The organism is Pseudomonas abietaniphila (genome assembly GCF_900100795.1).
GTDB classification, from domain to species: domain Bacteria; phylum Pseudomonadota; class Gammaproteobacteria; order Pseudomonadales; family Pseudomonadaceae; genus Aquipseudomonas; species Aquipseudomonas abietaniphila.
This window is the reverse complement of the sequence record NZ_FNCO01000008.1, coordinates 1-19,550: the sequence shown is the minus strand read 5'-3', so window position 1 is coordinate 19,550 and position 19,550 is coordinate 1. Positions and strand designations below refer to the sequence as shown.

Genomic DNA, 19,550 nt, shown 5'->3' with positions numbered 1-19,550 from the left:
GGGCACTGGCACTGCCCCCTATTTTTTTGCGCTCAGCTCACCGATTAGCTGCGTCCTGCAAGGCCGCATTGATTTCCTGCACATACGTTGACGCGACCCCCAAAGCGATAGCCAGATCGTCTTGGGTGAAGTCATTACCATCAGTCAGAACCCTGCGAGCCTCGTCCAACCCTAACCGTGAAGACACATAACGTACCCCCGGCCAATGCTTGGCTGACTCGGCGGAAAGCGGTAAGGGAAAGCCCCCCGCAAAAGCGACAAGATCCGACTCTCGGATGAATGGAAAAACACCCAACCAGTTGTGCTTGTAGATTTTTACCCAAACCCCAGTGGGCCAATGCAACAGCCGGATGTGCAGGGAGTAGAAAATGACGGCCTTATCGTCTTTGGATCGCTCACGCTCAACTTGAAGCTGGTCTGGATCAACGCCCAGAACTGGCTCTTTGCCTAGACGCTCTTCCAAATCGACAAATGCACCAACCACCTTGCGTTCAATACAGCTGTCATATTGCCGCACGATCTCTTTGTAGGCAGCCTCGTTCTTACTGAAAAGCTCCCAGCACAACGCTTGAGTCCGAGTACTTCCAGTCATATGTAGCTCGATATGGTTTACAAACTGGTCAATGAAAACAGCAGCGTTTGCAGCCAACCCAGGCGAACGTTTGCAGGCCCTACAGATCTCAGCAATCTGCCCATAATCCATGCAATACACCGGTACGCCGTCCTGCGTATTGGCCGTCTTGGGGACTCGCCCATTTGGACTCAAGAAGACCATTGCCTGCTTAAACCCAGGAAAACGCTCACATAATGTCGCTTGATACCGGGCAACCTGCTTCTCCTGCTCACCGGCATCCAACTTGTTCTCGATGCCAATGACCAGTTGATGCGCAGGAAAGACGATTACCAAATCAATGCAATTCAGCTCTCGGTAGACCTGAGAGTGCACATTCGATTTAGCGACTGCTAATAACGCCCCTGGATCCACCGCTTCGCCAGAGAACAGCCTCGTTTGCGGCTGCAGCAGCGCCATAACGAATCGATTGAGAAAATCCGGTCCCAAGTTGTGGAGCCCGGCGCGATTCAGAAACGTTGCCAGGATGCGGGAATGCACCAGCTCCTTGCTATGAATACCCATTGCCCTGAAAGGCTCAAACTGGTGAGTAAAATCAGCCAACTCCGCGAATGCCGGATCCTGCATAAGGGTCTCAACCACCTCTGGGGAACTCATTGGCGAGCCCCCTGTAACAACTCCGCCCCGGCATCCCTTTTCAACAACTCATACTCCATCACCAAGAACACATCCCGCGCCGACTCATCGCTGAGTAATTTGGTCGCCATGCTTGCGTGGCTGCTCATCGCACCGGCAATGGTTTGAATCGCCCGAGCAGGTAAGTAGGCCTTGATCGCCTGCTCCACACTGCTCTTATGAAACAACGATCCCTGCATGCTATCCATAGCTACATCCACGCCTCGCACAGCGTCTCTGCCTGCGCCAGCACCAGCTGGGCAGCTTCTTCCTGCTGATCTGGCGGGTATTTGTATTTGCGTAGAATGCGCTTAACCATTAGCCGTAGCTTCGCACGCACGCTGTCGCGACTGCTCCAGTCCACGCTAACGTTCTGGCGCAGGTTATCGGTCAATTCATGGGCGATCTTAGCGAGTGTCTCGTCACCCAGCTCACGCACCGACGCCTCGTTATTGGCCAGTGCGTCGTAGAAGGCCAGTTCGTCATCATTCAGGCCAAGCTCATCACCACGCTTGCTGGCGGCGGCGAACTTCTTGGCCATCTCGATCAGCTCTTCAATGACCTGAGCCGTTTCGATGGAGCGGTTCTGGTAACGCTTGATCACGCTGTCGAGCAACTCGGAAAATTTCTTTTCCTGGGCCAGGTTGCTGGCGAACTTGCTCTTGATCTCCCCCTCCAGCAACCGCTCCAGCAGCTCCACTGCCAGGTTTTTCTCCGGCAGGTTGCACACCTCTGCGAGAAAGTCATCATCCAACAGGCCAATATTGGGTTTATCCAGGCCTACCGCAGCGAACACATCCACCACTTCGCCCGAGACCACGGCATTGCCGATGATCTGGCGAATGGCCAGTTCGCGCTCTTCGTCGGTTTTCTTTTTGGCGCTGATTTCGCGTTTGGTCAGCATCACCTTGATGGCCTGCAGGAAGGCCACCTCTTCACGCACGGCCTTGGCTTCATCCAGCGTGCAGCACAGAGTGAAGGCCTTGCTCATGGCCAGTGCATTGTCGGCAAAGCGCTTTTTGCCGTCCTTCTCACCCAGCACATGGTTGGCGGCACCCGCCAGCAGCTTGTGCCCGCCACTTAGGTAGTCGCTGTAGTCAAAGCCATGCAGCAGGCTACGCAGCACATCGAGCTTTTCCTCCAGCACGGAGTAAGCCTCATGGGCATCAACAGTGGGCCGCCCCCGGCCCTTGCTGGCTGTGTACTCCTTGAGCGCCGCTTTCAGTTCGTTAGCAATGCCGATGTAATCGACTACCAGACCGCCCTGCTTGTCCTTGAACACCCGATTTACCCGTGCAATGGCCTGCATCAGGTTGTGGCCCTTCATCGGCTTGTCGACGTACAGGGTGTGTACGCAAGGGGCATCAAAACCAGTCAGCCACATATCCCGCACTATCACCAACTGCAGCGGGTCCTTCGGGTCTTTGAAGCGTTTCTCCAGGCGTTTTTTCACCTGGTTGGGGTAGATGTGTGGCCGCAGCAGCGCCTTATCCGAAGCACTGCCGGTCATCACGATCTTTATCGCGCCCTTCTCCGGATCTTCGTCATGCCACTCTGGGCGCAGCGCGATGATCTCGTTGTACAGATGCACACAGATCTCGCGACTCATGGCTACCACCATGGCCTTGCCGCTTTGCGCCTGATTACGCTCCTCAAAGTGGGCAACAAGATCGGCCGCCACACTCTGAATACGCGGCTCAGCTCCCACCACCTTTTCCAGCGCCGCCCAGCGGGACTTCAAGCGCGACTGCTGGTCTTCTTCCTCATCCTCGGCCAGCTCATCGACCTCATCGTCGATATGCGCCAGCTCACTGTCTTTGAGCGACAACTTGGCCAGCCGCGACTCGTAGTAGATGGCTACGGTCGCGCCATCTTCCTTCGCCTGCTGCATGTCGTAGATGTGGATGTAATCGCCAAAAACCGCACGGGTATCGCGGTCTTCGCTGGAAACGGGCGTGCCGGTAAACGCCACGAAGGTGGCATTGGGCAAGGCATCGCGTAGGTGCTGGGCGTAGCCGACCTGATAGCGGGCACTGGACTCGGCAGCCTGCAGGCCGGGGGCTTTTAGCGAAGCACTAAAACCGTACTGCGTGCGATGCGCCTCGTCTGCCACCACCACGATATTCGAACGATCCGACAGCACCGGGAAGACGTCTTCATCTTCACCCGGCATAAACTTCTGAATGGTGGCAAAGACGATGCCGCCGCTGGGGCGGTTGGCCAATTTCTCACGCAGATCACCGCGTGTTGCCACCTGCACCGGCTGCTCACGCAACAAGTCCTGCGACAGCGAGAACACGCCAAACAACTGGCCATCCAAGTCATTGCGGTCGGTGATCACCACAATGGTGGGGTTCTCCATCGCGGCTTCCTGCATTACCCGTGCGGCGAAGCAGGTCATCGTGATGCTCTTGCCTGACCCCTGGGTATGCCACACCACGCCGCCCTTGTGCGTACCACCTGGACGCGAGGCGCTGACCACCTGCTGGATCGCCGCCCGCACCGCATGGAACTGGTGATAGCCGGCAATCTTCTTCACCAACCGGCCGTCATCCTCAAACAGGACGAAATAGCGCAGGTAATCCAGCAGCATTGCCGGCTGCAATACGCCGCGCACCAGCGTCTCCAGCTCGTTGAATTCACCCAGCGGGTCCACCGAAACCCCGTCGATGGTGCGCCAGCGGGCGAAGCGCTCAATATCTGCCGACAACGAGCCCATGCGCGCCTCACTGCCATCGGCAATGACCAGGATCTCGTTGTACTGGAAGACGTCCGGGATCTGTTCCTTGTAGGTCTGGATCTGATCGAAGGCCTTTACCAGGTCGGCATTCACATCCGCCGGGTTCTTCAACTCCAGCAGCACCAGCGGCAGACCGTTGACGAACAGGATGATGTCCGGCCGCCGGGTGTGCTTGGGCCCCTGAATGCTGAACTGGTTGATGGCCAGCCACTCGTTGCCGCGTGCATCGGCCCAATCGATCAGGCGCACAAAGTCGCCACGGGTTTCGCCGTCCTTCTGATACTGCACCGGCACACCGCTGACCAGCAGGCGATGGAACTGACGGTTGGCCGAGAGCTGAATGGGCAGCCCGAGATCCAAAATCTGCTTGAGTGCATCCTCACGCGCCGCCAACGGCACCAACGGATTAAGCCGCGTAATGGCGCGGCGCAAGCGCTCAACCAGCAGCACCTGGCGGTAATGCTCCCGCTCCGGACTGTCGCCATCGTGGGCGATAGTCGGGCCGTAGAGGTGGCTGTAGCCAACCTCCGCCAGCCAGCCAAGCACTTCTTTTTCCAGCTGATCTTCGGTCATTACTGCTCAATCCTTGATCTGTCGAACGCATCGACATGGCGACAAAACATGTTCAAAGCACTGAAACCGAGGCCTTATTCCGGGGCGTCGATCCCACCCGCCGGCAGGACCTGCCAGACGCCACCCTTATTCGGACCAATCCGGCGCACGCGCTCGCCGGCCTTGAGTGCGGCCAGCTGTTTCTCCACCGCGCGCGGTGACAAGCCGAGGCGCTCGGCGGCCTGCCTGGCTGTCAGCGTGGGGTTGGCAGCCAGCAACGCCAGCAAGGGCGTTTGTTCCGAACTTTGTTCCGAACTTTGTTCCGAACCGCTCGCCTGTGCGTCCAGCGCTTCGGCCAACGCCTGCTGCAGCGCCTCCAGCATGAACTCCACGAAGGGCGTGGCCTCAGCGGCCTGGTCTGCGGCAGACAGGGCGGCGTAATAAGCATCCTGACGGTCGCGGATTACGCTTTCCACCGGCAGCCAGGCCAGCACCGGGCGCCAGCGGCTGAGAATCAGCGTCTGCCACAGGCGGCCCATACGGCCGTTGCCATCGGCGAACGGGTGGATGAATTCGAACTCGTAGTGAAACACGCAACTAGCCAGCAACGGGTGCACGTCGGTGGCGGCCATCCAGCCGAGCAAATCGTCGACCAGCTGCGCCACACGGCTGGCCGGCGGCGCCATGTGCATGAGTTGCTCACCCCGATAAATGCCAACCCCGCCGCTACGGAAGTGACCGGCATCATCGATCAGGCCATGCAGCAGCCGGCCGTGGGCGGCCAGCAGGTCCGCACGACTGGCCGGATTCCAGCCGGGCATGGTTTCGTAGGCGGCGAACGCGTTGCGCACCTCCTGGATCTCCCGGGGCAGCCCGAGCACGCGCTTGCCATCGAGCACGGCGGTGACCTGCTCGACGCTCAGGGTGTTGTTCTCGATGGCCAGCGACGCCTGGATGCTGCGGATGCGGTTGCCCCGGCGCAATTGCGGGGTCATTGCCGCCTCCTCGCGCGCCGTCAGCCGGCCGACCTGTTCAGCGATTGCCGCGACCAGGGCGAGCATGTGCGAGGTAAGGGTCAGCGGCGGCTGGTAGCGGTTCATGCACTCATCCCTTGTAGTTGTTCCGCAGCAGGCCGGCAGAGAAATTGATCAATTGCTCGCTATCCTAATCAAAGGAATCCATCCATAAGTAACTCCTTCCCCGAGCCGCAGAAACAAGCATTCATGCCAAATTAGCGGCAGCAGTAATAACGCCATCAACCACACGTAGTCGGCCTTGAGAGGCAAGCACACCGACCCTCTCTTCTAGGATGCCTGCTATTTTCGATGTGGCGCGGCCAAACCCCAAGAGGCCTAGCGCACCCGAAATGGCATCCTCGCGACTCATCGAAAAGCCGAGGGTTACCGCCTCTACTAAAGCCTGATCTAGCTCCTCAGGCGCGACCCATTCAAATTTGCGCTCGGCTGACTCCCAGTGAGCACGACTGCGAATAGGAATAGCCCGGCTTTCGGCTGAATACACAAAGCCACCACGCCCGTGAAACAGCCTGTGCCGCACGCCAAGACGAATAGCCTCCTCCACCGCAGTTGTGATCCTCGATCCAGCCCGGGTCACACCAAACGCCTCCATCAGCCGCCGAGTGACTTCGCTGGTATGCACCGGAGCTTCCACCTCAACCACCGTCCGAATCATTTGCATCAAACGCTCTGGCTTTTCTTGATGCAACTCAGTCAGCGATGCCACAGGACTCAGGCGAGCTTTCACATAAGGTTTGCTCGAACTAGGCATTGGTTCTGCAGCTGGAGAACCCCGGACAATCTCATGCTTAGCTTCGGACACGACCTGAGGTAGCGCATGACGGCCCTCAGCAATCTTGGCTCGAGCCGCCTCAATAGCGGCTACAGCACGGGTGATTTCTTGCTGCCGATTGCGAAACCAATCCGTGCTCCAGATCCGATGGAAGTTCCACCCTAAGCCCTCCAATACCCCCTGACGCAGGCGATCACGATCACGTGCAGATCGCGAGCTGTGGTATGCAGCACCATCACACTCGATGGCCAGGACATAGCGCCCCGGATACTCAGGATCCTTAACAGCGATGTCGATAAAGTACCCAGCAGTTCCTACCTGCGGCTCAACCTCATAGTTCCGCTCGCGAAGCGCCTCTATCACCTCCAACTCAAACGGCGAGTCAGCAGCCTTACCCGTCTCTCGAGCCACTTCAAGCTCACCAGTCTCGGCATACTTGAGAAAGTTTTTCAGTGCTCTGACGCCGAGGCTCGCCCCGGCATCAAGCTCAAGCTCGTCGGCTCTGAAGTTACAGAAAACCCGCATCGCCAATTTGGCACGGGTGATCAGAACGTTGAGGCGGCGATGGCCCCCTTCACGATTCAGCGGGCCGAATTCCTTGGCAATCCGACCGGACTCATTTCGTCCATAGCCGATGCTGATAAAGATCTTGTCCCGCTCATCGCCCTGGATGTTCTCCAGGTTTTTGACAAAGAAAGGCTCACTACCCTGCGCTGTGAAGAACGTTTCGGCCTCAGGCATTTGCCTACGCAGCAACTCGATCTCGACCTGAATCAGATCGCGTTGCGCCACGCTGAATGCGGCGACCCCCAGCGATAGCTCAGGCGTTCGAATAGCATGCTGCATGACTGCCTGCGCAACGGCTTTGGCCTCCCCTTTATTGGTACGGGTACGACCCCGGTCATACAGAGCATCAGGCAAGTATTCAAAGCTGACTCCACTGGCATGTGGATGCTGGCCCGCAGAGGGAAAGACCAGCAGCTTGCTGTCATAGAACTCAACGTTGGAAACCGCAATCAACGACTCATGGCGGCTTCGGTAGTGCCAACGGAGATAGCGCTCCTGGCTACCGGCCGCCTTGAACATGCTCAGGATGCTTTCGATGTCGGCGGTTGCAGCATCCTCGTCATCTAGCTCGACATCTCGACTGAAGAAGTCGGTAGGAGGCATCTGCCGAGTATCTCCGACCACAACCACCTGTTTACCGCGCATGATCGCGCCAAATGCATCAACCGCCTTCACCTGGGAAGCTTCGTCGAATATCACCACGTCGAACTCAAGCTTCCCTGGCGGGAGGAAATTTGCAATCGACATAGGGCTCATCATGAACACTGGCTTGATCTGTTGGATCGCCCGGCCAGCCTTCTCAATCAGTTGCCTGATTGGAATATGCCGGCGCTTCTTGTTCAGTTCAGCCCGTATAACAGCCATCTCGCCTGGCTGGTTGATATTGGGCTTACCCTCCCAAACCTGCTTAGCCAAATGCGTTTGGGCATGATTGAGCGAGGCCAAATCAAGTGTCTTGAACCGTGCGATCTGGTGCTCGTGTTTGATCCGGTCGAACTGCTGCAACGCTAGGTTCTCGGCATAAACCCTCTGCACCAAGCCGGAATACCAGGAAAAGTCCAAAATTGCAGTTAACTGTTTGGGTTCATCACTGCTGATGGAAATCTCGAGCAAATCGTCCAGCTTGGCCTTGCGTAGCTGTTCCGCCAACACATTGAACCGGGCCATTTGGTAAAGCGCATTCAGGCTTTCCTGCCACAGCTGCAACCGCGTGCCAAGGGAGGCCAGGCCAAGCTTTCTGACATCGGCTTTGGCGTTCTCCGCCTGCATTCCAGTGACTTCAAGCGCGCTCCGAATCGCCTTGTCTAACCCGACAACATGTTGCTCTATTCCGCTCACCGCATCGCCCAAGCCACTGGCATCGGTATGCCCGGCTAAAAAGGCAATGATGCCCTGGGGAATCTGACCATTTCCCAGATCGTCATGCAGCTTGATCACCCAAGCACTCAACCGTTCGAGCACTGCCCAATCTGTTTTCTGACGTTGCCATTGGGCACCGAAAAGCGCGCTACCCAATGCCTCATGCTGGTCATAAATCTTCTTGTTCTGCTGATAAGCCAGTACTGAATCAACCAGCTCCAGCATGCCCGCATTGGTCTTGGGTAATGTCTCGCTAGCAAGCCCTTGAAGGCGTGTACGTGCCGCTCGGAAACGGCCCGAGAAGATCTTCCACCACTTCTCACCGTAGGCCAGCAGGTTCTGCCTAACCTCCAAGAGGTCCTGATCCCACGCCGCGTCGATTAACTGGCTGTCGTGCTTTGAGCGGCAAGCCGTCATACGCTCACCAGCATCCAATAGCTCTCGAATCACATCACGCCGTGACTGCCATTCGCCAGTAGAAAGCTGTATCCCTTCCAGTCGCGGTGCGTCAGCCGCACGCCGTGCAGCACGACACACCACATCGACATCTGCCAAGGTGGCCGGCTGAGTCAGCATCAACCGTTCAGAGAGTGCTGAAGCGGCCGACTGCAGCGCAGAGAGATGAGAACATGCCAACTGCAGTGCATCGTTGGCGCTGTTCTGTTCGATTGGTGAAAAGAACGTCCGCTCACTTCCCCAGAAAACACTCCGATCAGGGCGTCCCATTTCCTCCAGATGCAGGAGCAACTCCTCAATCAGCTCACGCCGCTTTTGTTGCTCGGCATAGCTCCAGGCCGCCATCGGCGCGAAAGAAATGACCGGCAATCCGGCATAAACACGTTTCAGCTTCAGATAACGACCGAGTACCTCAACAAAAGGCAAGCCGCTCGCACCCGCGGTTGAGCTCACAGCCTTGCAATAGTGATTGAGGCCATCTTGCAGCTCTTTCAAACTGGCAAGGTCATCCTCGCCCACTTTAGTTAGCGGTCTGCCCTGATCCAGCGTTCGGCCTAACTCTTTTAGCACCGACTGCTTGGTTGACTTATGGCTATGCAGTTCAAGAACAGCATCGCCCAGATGGCTCTCGTCCAGACGACGCTTAACCACCTCAAGCGCAGCCATCTTCTCGGCAACGAACAGCACCGTTTTCTTCTGGCCGATCAGCTCCGCGATGATGTTGGTGATCGTCTGCGACTTACCTGTGCCCGGTGGCCCCTGAATTACCAGGTTGGAACCTTCACGCACCTCCAAAATGGCTTCTGTCTGGCTGCTGTCGGCGTCTTTCACAAAGCGTATATCGCCCGGGTTGATCACCGAGTCGATATTCACATCCTCCGGATATGCGGCTCGCATATCGCCGAAGCCCGAACCAAGCAGGCGCTTCATCACAGCATTGGCATCAGGCTGCTTTTCTTCCGGCCAGCTCTTCGGATCGAGATCCTTGAACATCAAAAACTTGCCGAACGAGAAGAAGCCCAGCGCAATCTCGTTGCTGGCAATCGCCCAACGCTTTTGCTTGCTGACTACATCAGCCACGTCGGCGTAGAAGCGGCCCAGGCTGTGCTCATCGGTCGCGAAACTCTCCTCATCGAATGCGCAAGAGGCCATATCCAAACCAAAATCAGTCTTGAGCTTGGCGACCAAAGAAAGGTTCGCCATCAGCTCATCACCCGAGTACTTCAGCTTGAAAGCATCTTTGGCGCCACTGCGCTCAAGACTGACCGGCAGCAATAGCAAGGGAGCCTTGCGCAGATTTTCGGAGCTGTCCGCCTCGTACCAATGCAAGAAACCAAGAGCAAGAAACAGCGTGTTCACGCCCTGCTCTTCAATAAAACCTTTGGCCTCGGTATGAATCTTCAGCAGCTGCAGGAAAAGACGCTCGTCATCGATGGCAGTCTGCAAACGAGTATCCAGATGGCGGCGAGCCTTGCCCGGCTCATCCGCACCCGCCTCGTCCGTGACGCTGGACCAGCCCAGACTATCCAGCTCCTGCAGCAATTCAGTGTCACTCGCTGAGTCAGTGTCAGATTCAGCCTCTGCATCCCCAGGCTTCGCAGTCTTTGCCAGTTCCGCCAACTTTTTGCGCGCCATCGGCGCAAAGGTCATGCCCTTCTCTTGGCGATAGAGAATGTTGAACACCTCCTCGGACAGCTCATCAACCACCAATAAGGTCTTAGCTGTCTTGCGAAAGTTGAGCATGTTGTTACGAAGCCCAATGTCCAGCAGCTCTTTGCGGCTGCTCTGTAGCTTCTGGCTGATCACTGAACTCATAGAGAACCCACTTCTGAACTCGCAAACCAAACGGCTGGAATCACCCAGTTACCGGAGCAGTTACTCATCGGCGGTCAGCCCGCACGGCGAACAACGCATTAGCCAAGCCCCAAACGGCTGAACACTGCGAGCGTTGCCAGTGCTCACAAGCGCTCCTTGGCCGCGTCTAGGTCAGACGCAGCATGAGTCGACGAAGACCCGCCACACACGCCCGCACCACCAGAGGACAGCAACTCAAACCCCTGCCTTACCAGCTTTGCAATCAAACTGCGCCGCTTCTTGAGAAAGTCGAAGTAACCCAGCGTTTCCCAGCCCAAAGACAGTGCATGCAATTGATGCATGCGCTGCCAGGCTTCTTGGCTGAACTGCTCTCTGATCGGCGGCAGATACGCGGTCGGCGCATCATCGGAAATCTGAATGTTCTCGCTCCACTCGATCAGCGCGTAGTTGGCAAGCTGGTTAGTCTGGCGCTGTTCCACAATGCCAGAACTGACCAACCAGGCTTTTGGGAACAGGTGATGTCGCTCCAGCGACTCCTTGGTACTCACAACGGCTGGATCAAGCAGATCGCTAACCTTTTTATGCGAGAACAACACGGGAGCACTCAACAGATTCTGGGCTGCCACGAAGGCAAAAAACTCGGGGCTGCGCGCCGACGAACTTTCCATGCTGAACGGCAACGTGATGTCCCAGAAGTCTCCGGTAAGCTCACTGGCCATCTTGCTCTCCAGCAGCTCGGCGAACGCCGTCGCGGTAGTGATACCCCGTAGATCGGCAAGATCCGCGTCCAGCTTCGACTCTGGCGAGGACGAGTAACGGCCTTTCAGCGTGATGAAGAAGAACCAGCGCCCGATCAGGCGCTGCAACTGCGCCTCTGGCACCTTTAGCTCCACCCTGCCAATCAGGTAGAACACATAGCCGTACATCAGCGCCAGCTCGGACGAAACCATCTGCCGGCTGCGAAAGCCAGCTCCCACCAAGGCACTTAGGTATTGATGCCAGTGGGTCAGGTTCAGCACATCGGCCTGCGCTGCCTTCAGCTTGGCAAACTGCTGATCGCGAACCGCCGCAGAATACTCACCGGTATCAGCATCCTTGCCCCGTAGCACCTGGTAGACGGACTTCAGTCGCGCACGACGAAACGCCAGCGCCACAGACACCCGCAAGAGCTGGTCAGGATCGGGCTCGATAAAGTGATTGAACGATGACTTGCCCTGGGCGGGCTGCCTGGAGTCTGCACAGAACTTCTCCAGCGCCAGCCGCCCTTCATGCCAGAACACCGAGAGCAGGGTCAGAATGAAGTCCGCCTGATTGAGCTTCTTGCCCTCGCTGTTAATGCGCACGAAGATCTCGGCGACGTGCTCCTCATCCACATTTTCAGCAATTTCCAGCGCCGTGAATGGGTAACCCTTGAGGTTGATCAGCTGCTGGATATTGTCAGCAATCCGCTCTTCCTCCGCTTCATCCAGCGCTTCGCGTTCACTCAGCTTGTCGATGAAGGCATTGATGAGCTTGCGGCTATTTTGCCCCTCCGCCCACAACACAGAGATATTGGCGATCCATTCCGGGTCACGGCGAATGCTGTTGTCAGCCACCTCGAACCGCCCACTCCGCGGGTGGAAGGCAATCTCGATCTGGCGCTTCTTGTAGTTCTCATCGAGCACGGTCTGGCCGCGAAACACCGCATAGAGCGATGTCAGCCGCTGCTGCCCATCCACAATCAGACGATTGGGAACGTCATGCACCTTAGGACCGCTGCCGATGCTGCGGCTCTTGTCATCGCTTTGATTGGCCCAGAACAGGAAGTAGCCAACGGGGAAGCCGCGGTACATGGAATCGAACAGGTCGCGAACCTTGGTGTTCTTCCAGACAAAGGGCCGCTGAATATCCGGTAGGCCGATATCGCCTGTCTCAATGTAATTCAGCAGATTATCCAGGCTGTAATCCACTCGTTTGAAGCATATTGCGCTATCGGCCATGGCAGTCGAAATCCTTTATTCGGCAATTGGTGTCTGTTCGATCAAATGCTTGCTCAACGCATCGCCGCATCCACACCAGCAAGCGCAACTCTGACCTCTAGCGCCAGCTTTACAATTCGGCTTACCAAACCCTGTTCACTCTTGTCGCCAATGCGCAACCAAGGCTCAGCGGAGGTCGCCCAGTTGCGTTCGTCGTCTCTCAACACATGATCTTGCGCGCCTGTACCGACGTACCACGGCCAGACATGACCACGCTGTCTGACACCAAAAGCGCTATCCATGGCATCGGCAACGATCCCAGCTTTGACAGCATCCACCTGAATCTTTGTGTGTTCCCGGCAAATCCCCCAGTCCAGCGCATTCAGCCCCGCTCCCCCAAACTCAAAGCGCAAAGTTAGCTGGTGGCCGGAGTTCAGTTTCACACCAAAACCTGCCTCCGTACGACCATTGGTGAGCGCCTGATCTTCCCAGACCAAGCCCAGCTCTTCAGCCTTCAGCGCTTGCTCCAAAGCGGTTCTGAACTCCTTCAACAACTGCGCTTTTACTTGAGCGATAGATTGCGCCACCTTAAGCGCCGCCTCGAGATGACCTGGCTTTTGCAGGATGACCTCCTTGATTTGCTCTGCCTCGCTCACATCAATCTCTCCATTAACCTGCTGGCGTACATAGGCGCTGAGCGCCTCCACAAATAGCCGCACCTTGGGTGCGCGGGCATGGCAGGCGCTGTCATCCAGCCATTCGGCAATCCGTAAAAAATCCAGGCGCAAGAAGTTGCCGGTTTGCTCCAGCGCCTTGCGCTGATCCTCGCTCAAACTGGCTTCGGAAGGGTCCCAGTTGCAGGCATATACCAGCAGCCACTGCCCACCTCGGGCCGACAGCTGCAGAAAGCGCGCGTAGTCTTCGAGCTGCTTGTCCTGGTCGGCGGCCCACGGCTTGTTTTCGATGCCGATCACTCCACCACGAAACTCAAGGTAGATATCGAGGAAGCGGCCGCTGTGGGTGCGTTGTTCAAGCTCAACGCGCAGCAGATCCTGCGGCTCAAAACCGGGTTGCCCCAAGCGCTGCAGCAGGCCGCGCAAAAACAGTTCGCCTTGGCCGTGCTCGCCTTTTATATCCAGCAACAGACCGAGATAGCGCGACAGCGCCACCTCGTTATTGCGCAGGTGATCCACCAGGTTAAAGTCCGGGGCCAACTCAGCGGCATAGCGCTGTTTGGCTTCGGCCAAGGATGCTGCGCGAATACGCACGGCATCCAGCAGGTTGATTACGGCTGCTGGTGTGGTCATGCCAGCGCCTCCTCAACGGCTTGCTCTGCGTCGGGCAAGCGCAGTTGGCCGGAGATTAGGCGGGGTAAGAGGGTGTCGCGGAGCTGGGTGAGGGATCGTAATTTCTGCTCATTGTTTTCTACTGCTGCATCAAGTGGCGCGACAACAGCCTCAAAAGCACTCAGGACTTCTGCAGATGGAACGACTACAGGCAGAGACTGGAAATCTTTCTTATTGATTGATCCGAATACCGTGCCTTCACCGTCGTACATTTCAAAATACGGCTTGAGGCAACGAACAGCATAAAAAACAAAGCTTTGGTGGCCCTCAGGATGGCGCAATCCCGCCACTCCCCGGCCAAGTGCACATGCCTCAAGCGCAATATTTACATCACCAACTGGAGCCCGGACGCTTACGAGCGTATCGCCTGCACCTGCAAGCCTTGTCGGTTCAGTACAAAAAATCCGTTGCTTAGGAAAGCGGAAGCCAAAGTCAGTCCGCCCCTGATAAAAAGGCAATCCTTCACCAGTCTCATTGTAAGTATCACCAGGCGGTGACTGTCCCATTGTAAGAACGAACGAAAGACCAACAGTTGAGTAACACCACCCCTTCGGCACCAAGCCCAGTTCGGACTTTTCGAAGCTATCGGGGAACAGAGCGGCGGTGGTGGCGCCCATCCCTTCCGGCTGGCGGCCTTCGGCCTTGGCGCGCACGGGGTCGAAATCGACGAACCAGGATTTGAACAGCGCCTGAGCGATGGCTTCCAGGGTGGCGTTGGTTTCGCGTAGCAGGGTGATGCGGTCTGTAAATAGATCGAGCGTATCAGCTATAGCTTTTTGCTCGTGCAGTGTTGGTAGGAGTAGCTGATGCTTACGCAACTGACCTAAATTGAAACCTGGTACTGAGCTACCTATGCCGTTATCAATAATCTCAGCTTGTTTTTCTGGTCCTGAAAAAACGTAGTAAACGAACCGTGGGTCTACTCGTTGCTCATCAACAGTAAGCTTCATCTGCTTATTGGAGATGATGTAGTTTTCGTATGCAGCATCACCATCAATCAGGCCAATCTGATTGATGGTGCCCCAGCAAGTGAAAATCAGATCTCCTTTACCCACCAAGCAGCGATCAAACTCGCGTGCTTTTTCATTCGAGACAAAAACTAAACCTGAGTCATCTAGCTTGATCTGAATATCGGCGCTCAAATTGGAGCCACGGATAACCGGGACCCCTTCGGCTTGGAAGTATTTCGAACTGATGCTTGAGCCGAAAGGCCCCGTAGCCATTGCACTAGAACGCTTTGCTGCAATGTCTTCAACGCTTGTGGTTTGCCAATCAGAACTCATACCCCAGTCCTCCCAGCTTCTGCCGGATCAACTGGTCGAGTTCTGCGCCCTTCTCCATCTGCTCGCCTAGCTGCTTTGTCAGCCGCTGCATTTTCTCGGCAAAGGCTTCGTCGTCATTCTCCACCTCTTCGGCACCGACATAGCGGCCCGGCGTCAGCACATGGCCGTGCTCGGCGATTTCCGCCAGCTTTACGCTGCGGCAGAAGCCGGCGATGTCCTGGTATTCGGCAATCTCGCCGCCCACATCCAGCGGCTCACCGCGCCAATTGGCGACGGTTTGGGCGATGCGTTCGATATCGGTATCCGTCAGTTCGATCTGCACGCGGCTGACGCTGGTGCCGAGTTTGCGGGCATCGATAAACAGCACTTCGCCGGGGCGGGCGGTTTTCTGTTTGGTGAGGAACCACAGGCAAGCAGGAATCTGGGTGTTAAAGAACAGCTGGCCAGGCAGCGCGACCATCACTTCCACCGCGTCGGCCTCGACCATGGCTTGGCGGATATCACCTTCGCTGTTCTGGCTGGAACTCATCGAGCCGTTGGCCAACACAATGCCGGCGCGGCCATTGGGTTTGAGGTGGTAGAGCATATGTTGCAGCCAGGCGTAGTTAGCGTTGCCTTGCGGCGGCGTGCCATACACCCAGCGCGGGTCGCCTTCGAGGCTGCCGTGCCACCAGTCGCTGATATTGAACGGCGGGTTGGCCAGCACAAAGTCGGCACGCAGGTCAGAATGCTGGTTGCGCACAAAGGTGTCAGCCGGCTCTTTGCCCAGGTTGAAGTCGATGCCGCGAATGGCCAGGTTCATCGCCGCCAAGCGCCAGGTGGTGGGGTTGGCTTCCTGCCCGTAGATGGACACATCGCCCAGCTTGCCGCCGTGGGCTTCGATAAATTTCTCGGACTGAACAAACATGCCGCCCGAACCGCAGCACGGGTCATACACCTTACCGTGGTGCGGGTTAAGCACGGCTACCAGGCTTTTTACGATGCTGGCCGGCGTGTAGAACTGCCCGCCGCGCTTGCCTTCGGCGCTGGCAAACTGGCCGAGGAAGTATTCGTAGACCTGACCGAGCAGGTCACGGGCCTTGCCGATGTCGTCACCAAAGCCGATAGTGGAGATCAAATCCACCAGCTCGCCGAGCTTGCCGTCCGGTAACTGAGCGCGGGCGTAGCGTTTGTCGAGGATGTTTTTCAGCCGTGGGTTTTCCGCCTCGATGGCGGCCAGGGCATCGTCGATGCGCTTGCCAATGTCCACCTGTTTGGCAGCTGCACGAATCGACTCCCAGCGCGCCACTTCGGGCACCCAGAACACGTTCACTTCGCGGTAGTAGTCGCGGTCTTCCAGCTCGGCGTTAAGCGCCTCCGGATCATCGTCGCCCAGGTAGTAGTCGTCGTTTTCATCCAGCAGCTTGTGCGTAAGCTCCTCGCGGCGACCGGCGAAACTGTCGGAGATGTACTTAAGAAAGATCAGCCCGAGCACGATGTGCTTGTACTCGGCGGCATCCATATTGGCGCGCAGTTTATCGGCTGTAGCCCAGAGGGTTTTCTCCATGGCCTCAATGCTGGTGGCTTGCTGCTTGGGCGCTTTGACCTTTTTCACCGCTGCAGCGGCTTGCACCACATAACCGGCAGAGACTTCTTCAGTGTTCACGGGAGCCATGCGCTCACGGGCCTTGTTCAACACCTGATCCGCCAGGCTGCTGCCCGAGGCTTGCGCGCGCAATACCGAACCACCGCGACCACGGCCTTTGATCAGCACGCCCTGCTCGATCAGCGCATCACGGGCCGCCCAGAGCTGCTCTTCACTGATCTCCGGCAACTGCGCTTTTAGCCGCTCAAACAAGGTTTGATTGCCGATGCTGCTGCCATCTACCGGCACAGCGGCCAGCAGGGCTTCGCTAAGTTGGGCCAAACCACTCATGCAACACTCCTCATGCGCGCTGCACAAAGGCTGCGCGCCGATACTTAAACGATGATGGCAAAGGACCTGGGGTATGCGGGACGGCTGTATAACGAGTATTGGGCTGTGTGCCAATACGATTGGAGAGGCCATCCCTGGGATACTGCAGCCTGCCATGCTGTGATGTTCGTCACCTTATCCATTGGCCGCACATGGGTAAAGCCATGCGCGATGCTTTTCTGCCAGCATGGTCTGTTAACCGCCCAATCAATGCGCGCCATGAATGACCCAAGCAGCTTGTCGACCTACTCTTAGGCCACCCCCACCCCAAGACTGGCCAGCCACGGCCGCACGATTGCTTTGCGCTCATCCAGGTTTAACGTGGCAACGCCATCTTTCACCAACGCCTTTTTGTCACCAGTGTGCGGATTATTGACATAGGTGCTAATGCTTGGGAGCGCATTCGGATTGCCACTCCAGCGCAAATTAAATGCGGCCAGCTTGGGGAACCAGAACTGACTGGTGTAAGGCAGATTGTCGTGAATCCACCACGCCAGGGGCGTCCAATCTTTGTGCTCTTCATACCAGGGCAACAAGGCAGGCACTACAATGCAGGCTGTCGCACCTAAGTGCCCTTCCGCATCCAGGTAGTCCCAGATGTGCGAGGCGTAGTTTTTCTCGTTGGCGGCGCAGCTGTATTGGTTACTGTTCTCCGCCCCTTTGGCATTGACGGCTGGTGCTCGGTAGGCCGAACGAATGACGATCCGCCCGAAGCGATCCTGCAGCGGCTCCAACAACTGCTCGCAAAGCCCGCGCCCCGCTTCGATGGCGCGATCCGGGTAGTCCGGAATATTGGGGATACCTTCAATCTGGCTGATTTCCGAGTACAGGAAATCACGCATGAAAAAGTGCTTGGAAAGCCTGACCCGACCCAGATCTTCCAGAGCCTGTACTGATGCTGGTTTCTTCATCCTGATTTGCTCCGCTGTGACTAACATCCGTTGCCTGAGGTTGTACCCGACAGCGTTTAGATTTGTCTGCAGGTGATTAGCTGTCGTGTTGTATCTGCCGGGCTTGTTGCTGCGCAAACTCAAGCTGGCGCTGTAGCTGCTCGACGTGTGCCTTTTCCGCCCGCAGGCCAGCAGTTAGCTCGCATATCTCATTCTCCAACTGATAAACCCGCGCCTGCATTTGCTTAAGCTGGGCCTGTGAGTTTTGCAAGGCTGCAAAGGCCTCACGCCGCTGCAGCACCTGCAAGCACAGGGCAACGCCAGCCCCTTGCACCAGCAGTATGCAAACACCCATCACGACCCATGACAGCCCAAATCCAAACACGCTTAGCTCTCCCTGTATCAGCTCTCTATGTTGCAGCCGGCTTGAACGACAGCGCCAAGATATGTAGCCTGAATAGACATATCTAGAGTGTTTGCCCGTACAGGTAAAGTTTTCGTGCAGATGGAGTGGCTATGAAACGCAAGCAAGAAATCGAATCGGTGCGCTGGGACTTGGCGTTGCGTTATCGCTTGATCGAGACCGTGGTCTGGTGGGAAGGCCGGCTGACCACCAACCACCTGATGCAGAGCTTCGGCATCAGCCGCCAGCAGGCGTCAAAAGACATCAACACCTACATCAACGAGCACGCGCCAAAGAACCTGGAATATGACAAGCATTTGAAGGGGTATGTGCCGAGCAAGCAGTTCAAGCCGCTCTTCATCGACGAGAGCGCCAGCGCCTACTTGCACCTGCTCAACCAAAACCATGACCGCGCCCCGCATGTGGACGGCCTGGCATTGGCCTATGCACATACCGAAGTGCTACAGGTGCCGGATCGCACCGTGCGCCCGGAACTGCTGCGCCCTCTCCTTCGCGCCTGCCGCGAAGGCCTGCGCCTTGAATGTGAGTATGTGTCCTTCACTACGCCGGACGCGGAAACCCGTCTGATCGCCCCGCACACGTTGATCTACACTGGCATGCGCTGGCATGTGCGGGCGTATTGCGAGAAGAACAGGGATTACCGCGACTTCGTGCTCAGTCGCTTTCGCGGTGTGCCGGAGTTAATGGACGACGAGACCGAAAATACTCGCGAGCAAGATCCGGGCTGGAGCAGTCTGGTGCAGGTCATTATCGAACCGGACTCACGCCTGAAACCCGAGCAGCAAGCCATTATCGAAACCGACTACGGCATGCAGGATGGCCAGTTAGTAATCGAGACTCGCGGCGCGCTGGTGCAGTACGTGCTGCAGCGCTATCAAATCGACACGGCCAAGGTGCATGCCAAGGCGACAGCGCAGCAGATTGTGGTGGTGAATTTGGATGAGTTGCAGGGGTGGCTTTATCACTGAAGCTTAAGCCATGGGGCGATTACAGACAAAAAAGCACGGTCATCGCCACAAACTCAATGGCGATGATCGGCCCTGATTTCTTTATAGCTGGGCGGTTGCAGGAGCTGAGTGCAACACGGTCATTGAATTGAAGCTGGAGCATCATGCCGCATAGTCATGGCCTTCTGCATCACCTCACCCATA

12 protein-coding genes are annotated in these 19,550 nt (G+C 56.8%); 1 reads left to right on the top strand and 11 read right to left on the bottom strand.

Going from position 1 to position 19,550, the window contains the following annotated elements; all coding sequences use genetic code 11:
* Positions 1 to 37 precede the first annotated feature (37 nt).
* The 11 genes from BLS87_RS16265 to BLS87_RS16215 form a co-directional block, all read right to left on the bottom strand.
* The gene (locus tag BLS87_RS16265) at positions 38 to 1,228 is read right to left on the bottom strand and encodes a PDDEXK-like family protein (RefSeq protein ID WP_074753518.1); all 1,191 of its coding nucleotides are present in this window, start codon (positions 1,226 to 1,228) and stop codon (positions 38 to 40) included.
* Positions 1,225 to 1,455 carry a hypothetical protein gene (locus tag BLS87_RS16260; protein ID WP_074753517.1) on the bottom strand — a complete coding sequence of 77 codons (231 nt, stop codon included), beginning with the start codon at positions 1,453 to 1,455 and terminating at the stop codon, positions 1,225 to 1,227. Before BLS87_RS16260 ends, BLS87_RS16265 begins: the two co-directional genes overlap by 4 nt.
* Positions 1,456 to 1,457: 2 nt before the next feature.
* The gene (locus tag BLS87_RS16255; RefSeq protein ID WP_074753516.1) at positions 1,458 to 4,559 is read right to left on the bottom strand and encodes a type I restriction endonuclease subunit R; all 3,102 of its coding nucleotides are present in this window, start codon (positions 4,557 to 4,559) and stop codon (positions 1,458 to 1,460) included.
* Positions 4,560 to 4,633: 74 nt separating this feature from the next.
* Positions 4,634 to 5,638 (bottom strand): Fic family protein, encoded by a 1,005-nt coding sequence (locus BLS87_RS16250; RefSeq protein WP_074753515.1) that lies wholly within the window; start codon positions 5,636 to 5,638, stop codon positions 4,634 to 4,636.
* Positions 5,639 to 5,759: 121 nt separating this feature from the next.
* Positions 5,760 to 10,544 (bottom strand): DUF3320 domain-containing protein, encoded by a 4,785-nt coding sequence (locus BLS87_RS16245; RefSeq protein WP_074753514.1) that lies wholly within the window; start codon positions 10,542 to 10,544, stop codon positions 5,760 to 5,762.
* A gap of 143 nt (positions 10,545 to 10,687) precedes the next feature.
* Positions 10,688 to 12,523 (bottom strand): GmrSD restriction endonuclease domain-containing protein, encoded by a 1,836-nt coding sequence (locus tag BLS87_RS16240; RefSeq protein WP_074753513.1) that lies wholly within the window; start codon positions 12,521 to 12,523, stop codon positions 10,688 to 10,690.
* 53 nt (positions 12,524 to 12,576) lie between these two features.
* Positions 12,577 to 13,809 carry a PDDEXK-like family protein gene (locus BLS87_RS16235; RefSeq protein WP_074753512.1) on the bottom strand — a complete coding sequence of 411 codons (1,233 nt, stop codon included), beginning with the start codon at positions 13,807 to 13,809 and terminating at the stop codon, positions 12,577 to 12,579.
* On the bottom strand, positions 13,806 to 15,131 hold the full coding sequence (locus BLS87_RS16230) for a restriction endonuclease subunit S (protein ID WP_074753511.1): 1,326 nt from the start codon (positions 15,129 to 15,131) through the stop codon (positions 13,806 to 13,808). Before BLS87_RS16230 ends, BLS87_RS16235 begins: the two co-directional genes overlap by 4 nt.
* Positions 15,121 to 17,046, bottom strand: a complete 1,926-nt coding sequence (locus BLS87_RS16225) for a class I SAM-dependent DNA methyltransferase (protein WP_074753510.1) — start codon at positions 17,044 to 17,046, stop codon at positions 15,121 to 15,123. Before BLS87_RS16225 ends, BLS87_RS16230 begins: the two co-directional genes overlap by 11 nt.
* A gap of 290 nt (positions 17,047 to 17,336) precedes the next feature.
* On the bottom strand, positions 17,337 to 17,996 hold the full coding sequence (locus BLS87_RS16220; protein WP_074753509.1) for a peptidase M15: 660 nt from the start codon (positions 17,994 to 17,996) through the stop codon (positions 17,337 to 17,339).
* A 76-nt stretch (positions 17,997 to 18,072) separates the two neighbouring features.
* The gene (locus BLS87_RS16215; protein ID WP_244165850.1) at positions 18,073 to 18,360 is read right to left on the bottom strand and encodes a hypothetical protein; all 288 of its coding nucleotides are present in this window, start codon (positions 18,358 to 18,360) and stop codon (positions 18,073 to 18,075) included.
* A gap of 131 nt (positions 18,361 to 18,491) precedes the next feature.
* Here BLS87_RS16215 and BLS87_RS16210 point away from each other — a divergent pair, with 131 nt between their 5' ends.
* Positions 18,492 to 19,367 (top strand): helix-turn-helix transcriptional regulator, encoded by an 876-nt coding sequence (locus tag BLS87_RS16210; RefSeq protein WP_074753508.1) that lies wholly within the window; start codon positions 18,492 to 18,494, stop codon positions 19,365 to 19,367.
* Positions 19,368 to 19,550 lie beyond the last annotated feature (183 nt).